Below are 13,352 nucleotides of genomic sequence, written 5' to 3' on the forward strand. Positions count from 1 at the left end.
ACCGCGCACCCCCACCGAACCGCCGGAGTACGCCATGAATCGAAGACTTCCCGCACGTCGTACCGTCGCCGCCGTGGTGCTGGCCACCGTCGCGGCGCTCCTGCCGCCGCTGGTCGCGGTCGGCGTCGCCGCCCCACCGGCGACCGCCGCGCCGCCGCCGACCACCCAGTTCGAGAAGGTCAAGCTCGACGGCGGGCTCTCCATGGGCGAGCCGATCGAGCTCTCCGTGCTGCCGGACGGCAAGGTGCTCTACATCAACCGGGGCACCAGCTCCGGCGGCGGGCAGGTCCGGCTCTACAACCCGGCCACCGGTTCGACCACGGTGGCGCTGACCTTGCCACTCGACGCCCGGTTCGAGGACGGGCTGATCGGCATCACCCTGCACCCGCGCTTCGCCACCAACCGCTGGGTGTACCTCTTCTATTCGCCGGTCGGCACCCCGCTGGTCAACCGGATCTCCCGGTTCACCTTCGACACCGGCACCCTGCAACTGGGCGCCGAGACGAAGCTGATCGAGTGGCCGACCGAGCGGCGGCTCTGCTGCCACTCGGCCGGCTCGATGAGCTGGGACAGCAACGAGAACCTCTACTTCGCGGTCGGCGACAACACCAACTCCGGCGGCGACTCGGCCGGGATGGCGCCGATCGACGAGCGCCCCGGCCGCGACCCGCAGTACGACGCGCAGCGCACCTCGGGGAACACCAACGACCTGCGCGGGAAGATCAACCGGATCCATCCGGAGGAGAACGGAACCTACACCATCCCGGCCGGCAACCTCTTCGCGCCGGGGACCGCGCAGACCCGGCCCGAGATCTACGTCATGGGGGTACGGAACCCGTACCGGATCTGGGTCGACAGGAAGAACGCGAACACCCTCTACTGGGGCGAGGTCGGGCCGGACGCCGGTGCCACGATCACCAACCGGGGGCCGGCGGCGTACGACGAGTACAACCGGGCCACCGCGCCCGGCAACCACGGCTGGCCGTACTGCGGTGGGCCGAACGTCGCCTACAACGACTGGAACTTCGCCACCAACTCCCCGCGCGGCTGGTTCCCGTGTGGCGGCGGCACCGGGCCGGTCAACGACTCGCCGAACAACACCGGGCTGCGGCAGTTGCCGCCGACCCGGGGCGCACTGGTCTGGGAGCAGCACGGCGGCAGCCGGGAGTGGCCGGCGCTGGACAACCCGGGCGGCTGCGGCTCGCCGAACCACGCCGAGGTCTACCACTACGACCCGAACCTGAACTCCGAGGTGAAGTGGCCGGCGTACTACGACAACAAGCTGATCATCACGGAGTACTGCCGCAACTGGATCAAGGAGGTCCAGTTCGACAACGGCAACCCGCGTACCGGCAACCCGACCGTCATCGAGCCGGTCCTCGCCGGGATGCAGCTCGTGCACCCGATCGACATGGAGTTCGGCCCGGACGGCTCGCTCTATCTGCTGGAGTACGGCAACGGCTACTTCTCCGGTGACGTCGCCGCCGGCCTCTACAAAATCAACTACGTCGCCGGGGGCCGCTCCCCGACCGCCGTCGCCACGGTCAACCGGGACAACGGGCTCGCCCCGCTCCAGGTCGCCTTCTCCAGCGCCGGCAGCTCCGACCCGGACGGCGACCCGCTGAGCTACGCCTGGGACTTCGACAGCAACGGCACCGTCGACTCGACCGCCGCGAACCCGACGTACACCTACACCGGCAACGGTGACAAGCGGGCCCGGCTGACCGTCAACGACGGCACCGGGCGGTCCGGCACCACCCAGGTCGCGATCGTGGTCGGCAACAACCGGCCGACGGTGACGCTGGACGGGCTGCCGAACGGCGGCATGATCTCGTGGGACGAGAACGTCACCGCCACCGCGACCGCCACCGACCCGCAGGACGGCGCCGTGCCCTGCGCCAACGTGGTGATCCGGGCCGCGCTCGGCCACCAGGAGCACGCCCACGAGGAGGGCCAGGGCACCGGCTGCGGCTTCACCGTCAACACCGGACCGGTGCACGCCGGCCCGGACTCGGTGCTCTTCTTCGTGCTCCGGTCCAGCTACACCGACCGGGGCGCCACCGGCGCGGTGCCGCTGACCGGGGAGAAGGACATCACCCTCTGGCCGAAGCAGTGGCAGGCCGAGCACTACGTCTCGGTGCACGGCCCGCAGGTGATCAACGCCTCCGGCGCCGAGGGCGGCCGGCGGCTCGGCGACATCCAGACCGGCGAGTACGTCCGGCACCACGCGGTGAGCCTCAAGGGCATCACCGGGGTACGGGCCCGGGTCTCGTCGGACAAGGCCGGCAACGTCGTCTCCTTCCGGTACGACTCGCCGACCGGCCCGGAGGTGGCCAGGGTCACCGTGCCGAACACCGGCGGCTGGGACAACTACACCGAGGTCAGCGCCCCGGTCAGCAAACCCGACGACGGCACCCACGACCTCTACGTCGTCTTCACCGGCGGCAGCGGCGGCGCCCTGCTCGACCTGGACAGCTACACCTTCACCGGCGCCGGGGTCAGCACCCCGGCCGGCGGCGGCGGGCCGCGTACCGGGCCGATCCGGGGCATGGACAGGTGCGTCGACGTCAACGCGGGCGGCACCGCCGACGGGACCCGGGTGCAGATGTGGGACTGCATCGCGGGCTCGGCCAACCAGACGTGGACGCTGCCCGGCGACGGCACGATCCGGGCCCTCGGCAGGTGCCTGGACGTGGCGGCCAGCGGCACCACCAACGGCACCCCGGTGCAGCTCTGGACCTGCAACGGCAGCGGGGCGCAGCAGTGGGCGGCCGGCGCCAACGGCAGCCTGCGCAACCCGCAGGCCAACCGGTGCCTGGACATCCCCGGCTCGAATCCCGGCAACGGCCGGCAGTTGCAGATCTACGACTGCAACGGCACCGCCGCGCAGAACTGGACCCTGCCCTGACCACGCCCCGTCCGTCCCTCCGCCCGGAACACACCCCCTCGCAAGGAGTTCGCATGCGCAGACGTCTTCTCGCCGTGACGGCCGCCGCCGTGGCCGCCGGACTCGCCCTGGCCGGCGCGGTCACGGTGCTGAGCCCGGCACCGGCCGAGGCCGCCCCGCTGAGCCGGGTGCTGGTCTTCACCAAGACCGCCGGTTTCCGGCACTCCGCGATCGCGCCCGGGATCGCCGCGATCCGGCAGCTCGGCACCGCCAACGGCTTCACCGTGACCGCCACCGAGGACGCGGCGGCCTTCAACACCGGCAACCTCGGCCAGTACCAGGCGGTGGTCTTCCTGAACACCACCGGCGACGTACTCGACGCCGGGCAGCAGAGCGCGTTCGAGGCGTACGTCGCGGGCGGTGGTGGGTACGTCGGGGTGCACGCCGCCGCCGACACCGAGTACGACTGGGCCTGGTACGGCGGGCTGGTCGGGGCGTACTTCGCCTCGCACCCGGCGACCCAGCAGGCGACGATCCGGGTCGAGGACCGAGCCAACGCCGCCACCTCGCACCTGCCGGCGAGCTGGACCCGCACCGACGAGTGGTACAACTACCGGACCAATCCCCGGTCCCGGGTGAAGGTGCTGGCCAGCCTCGACGAGTCGTCGTACAGCGGCGGGTCGATGGGCGGCGACCACCCGATCACCTGGTGCCAGAACTACGGCGGCGGACGATCCTGGTACACCGGCCTCGGGCACACCGACGAGTCGTACTCGGATCCGCTCTTCACCCGGATGCTCCTCGGCGGCCTGCGGATCGCCGCCGGGGCCGCCTCGGCGGACTGCCGGCCGGAGACCGGCTACACCGCGCTCTTCGACGGCACCCAGGCCAGCCTGGCGCAGTGGCGGCAGGCCGGGCCGGGCGGCTTCACCCTGGCCGACGGCACGCTGACCTCGTTCGGCGGGATGGGGCTGCTCTGGTTCCCGGTCCGCAGCTACGCCAACTACTCCCTCAAGGTCGACTGGATGATGCCGGGCGACGACAACGGCGGCGTCTTCGTCGGCTTCCCCGACCCGCAGGGTGACCCGTGGCGGCCGGTCGACGCCGGCCACGAGATCCAGATCGACGCCACCGACGCCGACCCGTCCCGGACCACCGGCAGCGTCTACAGCTTCTCCGCACCGAACCCCGCGATCCGGGACGCCGCGCTGAACCCGCCCGGCTCGTGGAACAGCTACGAGATCGGCGTGCACGGCCAGCGGGTCGAGGTCTGGCTCAACGGGGTCAAGGTGAACGACTACACCAGCGGCCGGAACATCGCCGACGGCTACCTCGGACTCCAGAACGACGGCGCCGGGCTGGACATCAACTACCGCAACGTCCGGATCAGGACCGACGGGCCGACCCAGCCGCCCGGCACCGACCTGGCCCGGGGCAGGTCGGCCACCGCCAGCAGCGTCGAGCCGAACAGCCCGCACGTGGCGGCGAACGCGGTCGACGGCAACTCCGGTACCCGGTGGGGCAGCGCGTACGGCGACCCGCAGACGATCACCGTCGACCTCGGCGCGGCGTACCCGCTGAACCGGGTGCGGCTGAACTGGGAGACGGCGTACGGGCGGGCGTACCAGATCCAGGTCTCGCCGGACAACGCGACCTGGACCCAGGTCTACGCCACCAGCACCGGCGACGGCGGCGTCGACGACGTGCCGATCTCGGCGAACGGCCGGTACGTCCGGATCACCGGTACCCAGCGGGCCACCCAGTGGGGCTACTCGCTCTGGGACCTCAACGTCTACGGCGGCTGACCCGCTACTCCGCTCCCTCCCCCAGCACGCGCGTGCCGCGCCCCGCGACCCGGGGCGGCGGTCGCGCACACCCCGGCCCAGAAGGAAGGTTCCCGTGTCCGCGCACCCCCGCAGAGGACGACCGTGGTCGTACGCGACCGCGACGCTCGCCACCGCCGCCGCGATCCTCGCCGCGTCGCCGACGACGGCGGCCCAGGCCGACCCGGTCCCCGCCGCCGACTACCAGCAGGTCACCCTCGCCACCGGCTCCGCCGAGATCGGCGAGGCGATGTCCCTGGCCGTACTGCCGAACCGGTCGGTGGTGCACACCGCCCGCAACGGCACCGTCCGGGTCACCGACGCGGCCGGCAACACCAGGGTCGCCGGCACCATCCCGGTCTACACCCACGACGAGGAGGGGTTGCAGGGTGTCGCCGTCGACCCGAACTTCGCCAGCAACCGCTTCGTCTACCTCTACTACTCGCCGCCGCTGAACACCCCGGCCGGGGACGCCCCGACCACCGGGACCGCCGCCGACTTCGAGCGGTGGAAGGGGCACCTGCGGCTCTCCCGGTTCACCATGAACGCCGACGACACCCTCAACCTGGGCAGCGAGCGGGTGGTGCTCCAGGTGCCGAACGACCGGGGGCAGTGCTGCCACGTCGGCGGGGACATCGACTTCGACGCCGCCGGCAACCTCTATCTGTCCACCGGGGACGACACCAACCCGTTCGAGTCGAACTCGTACACCCCGATCGACGAGCGGACCAACCGGAACCCGCAGTTCGACGCGCAGCGCTCCTCCGGCAACACCAACGACCTGCGCGGCAAGGTGCTGCGGATCAAGCCGCAGGCCGATGGCACCTACACCGTCCCGGCCGGGAACATGTTCGCGCCGGGGACCGCCGGAACCCGGCCGGAGATCTACGCGATGGGGTTCCGGAACCCGTTCCGGATGAGCGTCGACAGGGCGACCGGAATCGTCTACCTCGGCGACTACGGGCCGGACGCGGGCGTCGGCGACCCGAACCGGGGACCGGGCGGGCAGGTCGAGTTCAACCGGATCACCGGGCCGGGCAACTACGGCTGGCCGTACTGCACCGGCACGAACACCACGGCGGAGACGTACAACGAGTACACCTTCCCGTCCGGGCCGTCCCAGGCGAAGTACAACTGTGCCGGCGGGCCGACCAACAACTCGTTCCGGAACACCGGGCTGAGCACCCTGCCGCCCGCCAAGCCGAGCTGGATCCGGTACGGCGACGCCGGCTCGCCGCCGGAGTTCGGCGGTGGCTCCGAGTCGCCGATGGGCGGCCCGGTCTACCGGTACGACCCGAACCTCGACTCCAGCGTCAAGTTCCCGGCCTCGCTGAACGGCCGCTTCTTCGCCGGTGAGTACGGCCGGCGCTGGATCAAGGCGATCGCGGTGAACGCCGACGGCTCACCCGGGGAGATCTCCGACTTCCCCTGGCGGGGTACCCAGGTGATGGACCAGGCGTTCGGCCCGGACGGCGCGCTCTACGTCCTCGACTACGGCACCGGCGCCAACAACCAGGCGCTCTACCGGATCGAGTACATCGGCGGCGGCAACCGCAACCCGATCGCGGTCGCCACCGCCAACCGCAGCTCCGGACCGAGCCCGCTGACCGTGAACTTCTCCTCGGCCGGCAGCTCCGATCCGGAGGGCGGGACGCTGAGCTACCTCTGGACGTTCGGCGACGGTACGACGTCGACGGCGGCGAACCCGACGAAGACGTACACGGCGAACGGGACGTACACCCCGACGCTGCGGGTCACCGACCCGGCCGGGCTGACCGGCACCGCCAGCCTGGTGGTCACGGTCGGCAACTCGGCGCCGACGGTGAACCTGACCGTCCCCGGCAACGGCGCGCTGTTCAGCTTCGGCGACACGGTGCCGTACCAGGTGACGGTCAGCGACCCGGAGGACGGGACGATCGACTGTGCCCGGGTCCGGGTCACGTACGCCCTCGGGCACGACAGCCACGCCCACGAGATCACCTCCAGGACCGGCTGCTCCGGCACCATCGACGTGCCGGTCGACGGTGAGCACGACGCCGCCGCGAACATCTACGGCGTCCTCGACGCCAGCTACACCGACAACGGCGGCCTCACCTCGCACAGCATCCGGACGCTGCAACCGAGACACCGCCAGGGTGAGCACTTCGGCGCCCAGTCCGGCGGGGTGCAGACCGCCGAGCACGCCACCGCCGAGGGCGGCCGGACCGCCGGGTTCATCGACAACAACGACTGGATCTCGTACCAGCCGTACCAGCTCGGCAACGCCACCCGGTTCACCGCGCGGGTCTCCTCCGGCGGGGCCGGCGGCACCATCGAGGTCCGGGCCGGCTCGGCCACCGGCACCCTGCTCGGCAGCGTCGCGGTGCCGAACACCGGCAGCTGGGACACCTTCGGCAACGTCTCGACCACCCTCGCCAACCAGCCGGCCGGGACGACCACGCTCTTCCTGGTCTTCAAGGGCGGCGCCGGCAACCTCTTCGACGTCGACTCGTTCACCTTCGCCACCGGCGGCACCGGCGGCGGGCCGGCGACCGGGCTGCGGGCGAGCGCCAACAACCGGTACGTCAGCGCCGTCGGCAGCAGCCCGCTGATCGCCGACAAGGCGAGCATCGGGGCCACCGAACAGTTCGACCTGGTCGACCTCGGCGGCGGCAACGTCGCGCTGCGGTCCCGGAACACCGGAATGTACGTCTGCGCCGAGAACTCCGGGGCGAACCCGCTGGTCGCCAACCGGGCCGCCGCCGGGGCGTGGGAGACGTTCGCGCTGGTCCGCAACCCGGACGGCACGGTCAGTCTGCGGGCCACGGTGAACAACATGTACGTCGCCGCCGAGAACGCCGGCACCGAACCGCTGATCGCCAACCGGACGGCGATCGGCCCCTGGGAGAAGTTCACCCTCGTCAACGGCTGAGCACCGCCGGGCCGGGCGGTGCGGTCGGCGTCCCCGACCGCGCCGCGCCGGCCCGGCTCGACAACGGAGGTACCCCTGATGCACCCGAGAACGCGCTGGCTGCGGAGCACCGCCGCCACCCTGCTGCTGGCGGCCGGGCTCGCCGCGCCGGCCGTACCGGCGAACGCCGCCGCCCCGGCCGGCCCCGCCGAACCGGTCGCGGCAGCGGCGCCGCCGCGAACCGCAGACAACGTGCACATCTTCTACTACTCCTGGTACGGCAACCCGGCGCACTCCGGCAGCTACCGGCACCGGCAACAGGGCGGCCACACCCCGCCGCAGGAGATCGGCGCCAACTTCTATCCGACGCTCGGGGCGTACGACTCCGGTGACCCGGCGGCGGTGCGGCAGCACATGGCCTGGATCAGCCGGGCCGGGGTCGGGGTGGTGGTGCACAGCTGGTGGGGGCAGGGCTCCTACGAGGACAACCTGACCCCGGTGGTGCTGGACGCCGCCGCCGAGCACGGCCTCCAGGTCGCCTGGCACCTTGAGCCGTACGCCGGGCGGAGCGCCGACTCGACCGTCGCCGACATCACCTACATCCACAGCCGGTACGGCGGCCACCCGGCCTTCCACCGGGACACCGCGCACGGCAACCGGTCGGCGTTCTACGTCTTCGAGAGCCTGCGGATCACCGACTGGTCCCCGCTGGAGCAGGTCAGGCCGAACAGCATCGTGCTGGCCCAGACCACCGACACCACGAAGGTGGCGCACTTCGGCGGGATGTACACCTACGACGGGATCGCCGGGGCGACCGCGCCCGGCTGGGCCGACGCCAGCGCCTTCTGCAAGGCGAACGGCCTGGTCTGGGCCCCCTCGGTGGCACCCGGGTACCTCGACGACCGGGCGGTGCCCGGCAACACCACCCCGACGGTGGACCGGGCGAACGGCACCGCGTACGACCGGCAGTGGGGCAACGCGCTGAGCGCGGCGCACGGCGGCCCGCCGACCTGGGTCTCGATCACCTCGTTCAACGAGTGGCACGAGGGCTCGACGATCGAACCGGCCAGCGCGAACCCGCCGGACGGGCACGGCTACCTGACCTACTCCGGGGCGTACGGGCAGACCGGTGCCGCCGCCGAGACGGCCTACCTGGACCGGACCCGGCACTGGGTACGCCAGTTCAACCCGGCCGTCGACCCCGGACCGGGGCCCGATCCGGCCCGACCGGTGAGCCTGCGCGCCCACGCCAACGGCCGGTACGTCACCGCCGACCCGGCCGGCACCGCCCCGCTGATCGCCAGCCGCACCGCCGTCGGTACGGCGGAACAGTTCGACCTCGTCGAAGTCGGCGCCGGCACCGTGGCGCTGCGCGCCCGCGCCAACGGCCGGTACGTCGCCGCCGAGAACGCCGGGGCGAATCCGCTGGTCGCCAACCGGACGGCGGTCGGCGGCTGGGAGACCTTCCACCTGGTCCGCAACGGCGACGGCAGCGTCAGCCTGCGCGCCACGGTGAACAACCGGTACGTGGTCGCCGAGAACGCCGGGGCCGCCCCGCTGGTCGCCAACCGGACCGGAATCGGCCCCTGGGAACGATTCGACCTGGTCGGCTGAGTCGACCACCCGACGCTGTCGGTCGGGGAGGGTGCCTGCGGGGCCGTTCGTGCCCCAGCGGCACCAACCCCGACCGACACCGGCTCGGGTCACGACCGGGCATTGTGGAGCCGTTCCGACGCGCGCGCCAGTGGCGCGCGGAGGTGGGATTTCGGCGGTCGGCGCCGGTCCGGGACCACCTCGATGCCGAGCGGTCAGCACAATGTGATTTGTCCGCCGTCGCAGCGCACCGCTCGGGAGCCGCCGATGTCCTCAGGCACGAAGCAGTCGAGATCGACGTCGTCGGTCAACCGGGCCGGGCTGGCCGGCGGCATCGTCGTCGCGCTCGGTGTCTGCGCCGTGCTGCCGATCGATCCCGCGGCACCGGCCCGGACGGCGGTCGTCGCGGTGCTGCTGGCCGCGCTGATCGTGGCCGCCGCCGTGCTGCGTTCACCGGCGGCGCTGCGGACCGCCGCCTTCGTCGGCCCGCTCTTCGGCTGCTTCGCGGTGGGGATCCTCGCCGACTGGCCGCCCGCGCTCACCACCGTGCTGGTCTGCGCGCTGCCGCTGGCCTGCCTGCTACTCGTCGGGCGATGGGCCGGGGTGGCCCCGGCGGCGCCGTGGCTGGCCCGGGGCAGGCTGACCCCGGAGGCGCCGTGGCTGGGCCTGGCCACCGTACTCTTCGGCGGGGTCGCACTCGTCGCCTGGGCGCTCGCGGTACGCCCCGAGCCGGCCGAATACCTGCGGGACCTGCAACGCCTCCCGCTCTGGCTCGCCATCCTCGGGATCGTGGGGTTCGCGCTGGTCAACCCGGTGTGGGAGGAGATGCTCTTCCGAGGGGTACTGCTGAGCGAACTCGCCACCGTCTGGGGTGCCCGGGCAGCGGTGCTGCTCCAGGCGGTGCTGTTCGGCGCCGCACACCACGCCGGCTTTCCGTCCGGCACGGTCGGCATGGTCATGGCCGGCACCTGGGGGCTGGCCCTGGGCGTGCTCCGGCTGCGCAGCGGCGGGATCCTGGTGCCGTACCTGGTGCACGTGACCGCCAACGCGGTCATCGGCACGGTGGCGGTGCTGATCCTGCGCTGAGCTGAGTATCAGCCGGAGGGATGCCACGCCGGCAGAGGTCCGCCTCTGCTGCCATCCCGGCCGACCGACCTCGCCCGGCACCGGCGCCCACCGGCTCCGCCGACGATCGGGGCCGGCGTGTCAAGGTCGGCGGATACTCCTTCCGTTGTCGGATGGCGGCGGCACTCCCGAGCAGGGACGACCTTGTCCCGCCTGGTCGCGTCACCATAGCGTCACCGACAGATATCGATTCCTCGGTTGCCGGCGACCGGGTGCGGTGCGGCATTCCGGCATCCGGTTGGCCGGACAGAGCCGCGTCGGAAGGACAAGCATGGCAAGTACCTCCGCACGTGCCCGTCGTACTTCGGTCGGCGCCAGCCTGGCGGCGGCCGTCGCCACCCTGTTGGCCGTCCTGATCCCGAGTCCCGCCTCCGCCGCCGTCGTCTTCGCCGACGGCTTCGAGAACCCGGTCATCTTCAACGACTTCACCACCTTCGCCGCCGGCGAGCAGTTGGGCCCGTGGACGGTCGCCTCCGGCACCGTCGACCTGACCCGCGACTGGCAGCACGCGGAGGGCAACCAGTCCCTCGACCTCAACGGCAGCGGCCCGGGCGCCGTCGCCCGGACCCTGCCGACCACCCTGCTCACCACCTACCGGGTGCGCTACGCGTTGGCCGGCAACCCCGACAACGGCCCCGTCGTCACCAGCGGCACGGTCACCGCCAACGGCCAGACGATCGGCAACCTGACCTTCGACACCACCGGCCGGAACCCGTCCGACCTGGGCTACGTGTACCGGACGGTGTACTTCACCAACGTGCTTTCCGGCTCGACCACCCTCCGGTTCACCAGTACCACGCCCAGCGCCTACGGCCCGGTCATCGACGCCGTACGCGTCGAGAGCTGCCTGCTCGTCGTCTGTCCCGCGAGCGCGCCGAGGACCGCCACCCTAATCTCCTGACGTCCCTCGACTCTCGACGACGCCGCTCGTCCGATGGCGTACGGGGCGGGCAACGGGTAGAAACATGTCAACCTTCCTGGTGTGGCGAGTGGATGTCCCCGGACGGTTGAGAGAGCGCTCTCTTAGCCGTCCGGGGCTCCGCCGCCGCCCGGCGAAGGTGCCCCGTCGACCCACCCCGTCGCTGCGTCCGGAGCCGCTGCTCCGGCCAGTGGAAAGGACGGACGAACCGCATGACGACACCCTCCCCCGGCCTCCGGCGGCGCCCCGCACGGCACCGGCTCCGTCGGGCGCTCGTGCTCGGCCTCGTACTGGCCACCGCCACCACCGCGACGAGCACACCCGCCGGCGCCACCGGCCCGGCCCGGCCCGGTACTCAGGACCTCGGGCGCAACGTCACCGTCTTCGACCCGAGCATGCCGGTCAGCCAGATCCAGGCGACGCTCGACGCGACACACGCCCGGCAGGTCGGCAACGAGATGGGCACCGACCGGTACGCCTACCTCTTCAAGCCCGGCACCTACGGCAGCCCGGAGCAGCCGCTACAGATCAAGGTCGGCTACTACACCGAGATCTCCGGGCTCGGCGCCTCCCCCACCGACGTCCTGATCAACGGCAAGGTCGAGGTCTACAACCGCTGCCTCGAAGGCGGTGGCACCGGCAACTGCATCGCCCTGGTCAACTTCTGGCGTACCCTCTCCAACCTGTCGATCAACATTGTCGCGACGGGCCAGGACGACTGTCGGGCGTCGGCGAACTTCTGGGCCGTCTCCCAGGCCGTCTCGCTGCGCCGGATGAACATCGGCGGCGGCGGACTGTCGCTGATGGACTACTGCACCGCCGGACCGCAGTACGCCAGCGGCGGCTTCATCGCCGACTCGCGGCTGCCCGCCACCACCAACGGCTCCCAGCAGCAGTGGCTGACCCGCAACACCGAGGTCGCGAGCTGGTCCAACGCGGTCTGGAACCAGGTCTTCGCCGGGGTGGTCGGCGCACCCGACGACGCCGGGTTCCCCGACCCGCCGTACACCACCCTGGAGCGGACGCCGCTCAGCCGGGAGAAGCCGTACCTCTTCGTGGACGGGAAGGGGAAGTACCAGGTCCGGGTGCCCGCCGTACGACGGGAGAGCCGGGGCGTCACCTGGGGTGCCGGGCTGACCCCGGGCCGGACGATCCCGCTGCGGGACTTCTTCGTCGCCCGGCCGTCCGACCCGGTACACGTGATCAACCGCGAGTTGGCGCGCGGCCGGCACCTGCTGCTCACCCCCGGCGTCTACGACGTGGCCCGCAGCATCGAGGTCCGCCGCCCCGACACGGTGGTGCTGGGCATCGGGCACGCCACCCTGACCGCCGTGAACGGCGCCGTTCCGCTGGAGGTCGCCGGGGTGCCCGGCGTGGTGGTCGCCGGGGTCACCGTCGACGCCGGCCTGCGGGAGTCGCCGGTGCTGCTCCGGGTCGGCAGCCGGCACGGCCGCAACCACAGCACCCCGGGCAACCCGATCACGTTGTCCGACGTCTACTTCCGGGTCGGCGGGCCGCACATCGGCAGGACACACATCGCCCTGGAGGTGAACAGCGACCACGTCCTGATCGACCACACCTGGGTGTGGCGCGGTGACCACGGCGTCGAGGGCTTCACCGAGGGCGTCAACGGCGACACCGAGCGCTGGCGGACCAACACCGGCCGGTACGGCGCCGTCATCAACGGCGACCACGTCACCGCGACCGGCCTCTTCGTCGAGCACTTCCAGCGCTACAACACCGTCTGGAACGGCGAGGACGGCACGACGATCCTCTACCAGAACGAGCTGCCGTACGACCCGCCGACCCAGGCCGACTGGATGAACGGCGACGTCGAGGGCTGGGCCGGCTACAAGGTCGGCGACCGGGTGCGGCGGCACACCCTGCACGGCGGCGGGGTGTACGTCTTCAACCAGAACAACCCGTCGATCCACACCGAGAACGGCTTCGAGGTGCCGGAGACCCCGGGCGTACGGCTGCACCACATCATGACCGTCAACCTCAGCGCCGGCACCATCGACCACGTGGTCAACGGCGTCGGCGGGCCGGCCGACACCACCCGGGTCGGCGCACCGGTCTATCTCACGGAGTACCCGGTGGCACCGTAACCGGGCC

7 protein-coding genes are annotated in these 13,352 nt (G+C 71.8%); all 7 read left to right on the top strand.

Features of this window, described 5'->3' with window-relative positions; genetic code table 11:
* The first annotated feature begins 34 nt into the window (after window positions 1-34).
* The 7 genes from C6W10_RS20910 to C6W10_RS20945 all read left to right on the top strand — a co-directional run bounded on the left by C6W10_RS20910 (window position 35) and on the right by C6W10_RS20945 (window position 13,345).
* The gene (locus C6W10_RS20910) at window positions 35-2,908 is read left to right on the top strand and encodes a ricin-type beta-trefoil lectin domain protein (protein WP_107259779.1); all 2,874 of its coding nucleotides are present in this window, start codon (window positions 35-37) and stop codon (window positions 2,906-2,908) included.
* A 53-nt stretch (window positions 2,909-2,961) separates the two neighbouring features.
* The gene (locus tag C6W10_RS20915; protein ID WP_107259780.1) at window positions 2,962-4,692 is read left to right on the top strand and encodes a ThuA domain-containing protein; all 1,731 of its coding nucleotides are present in this window, start codon (window positions 2,962-2,964) and stop codon (window positions 4,690-4,692) included.
* A gap of 94 nt (window positions 4,693-4,786) precedes the next feature.
* On the top strand, window positions 4,787-7,621 hold the full coding sequence (locus C6W10_RS20920; protein ID WP_107259782.1) for a PQQ-dependent sugar dehydrogenase: 2,835 nt from the start codon (window positions 4,787-4,789) through the stop codon (window positions 7,619-7,621).
* A gap of 78 nt (window positions 7,622-7,699) precedes the next feature.
* Window positions 7,700-9,214 (top strand): hypothetical protein, encoded by a 1,515-nt coding sequence (locus tag C6W10_RS20925; RefSeq protein ID WP_199853706.1) that lies wholly within the window; start codon window positions 7,700-7,702, stop codon window positions 9,212-9,214.
* Window positions 9,215-9,460: 246 nt separating this feature from the next.
* Complete coding sequence (locus C6W10_RS20935) at window positions 9,461-10,279, top strand: CPBP family intramembrane glutamic endopeptidase (protein ID WP_234361362.1); 819 nt, start codon at window positions 9,461-9,463, stop codon at window positions 10,277-10,279.
* A 310-nt stretch (window positions 10,280-10,589) separates the two neighbouring features.
* The gene (locus C6W10_RS20940; protein WP_107259786.1) at window positions 10,590-11,219 is read left to right on the top strand and encodes a DUF642 domain-containing protein; all 630 of its coding nucleotides are present in this window, start codon (window positions 10,590-10,592) and stop codon (window positions 11,217-11,219) included.
* 230 nt (window positions 11,220-11,449) lie between these two features.
* The gene (locus C6W10_RS20945; protein WP_107259788.1) at window positions 11,450-13,345 is read left to right on the top strand and encodes an adenylyl cyclase; all 1,896 of its coding nucleotides are present in this window, start codon (window positions 11,450-11,452) and stop codon (window positions 13,343-13,345) included.
* The last annotated feature ends 7 nt before the right edge of the window (window positions 13,346-13,352 follow it).

Origin of the sequence: Plantactinospora sp. BB1 (genome assembly GCF_003030385.1) — a bacterium.
GTDB lineage: Bacteria > Actinomycetota > Actinomycetes > Mycobacteriales > Micromonosporaceae > Plantactinospora.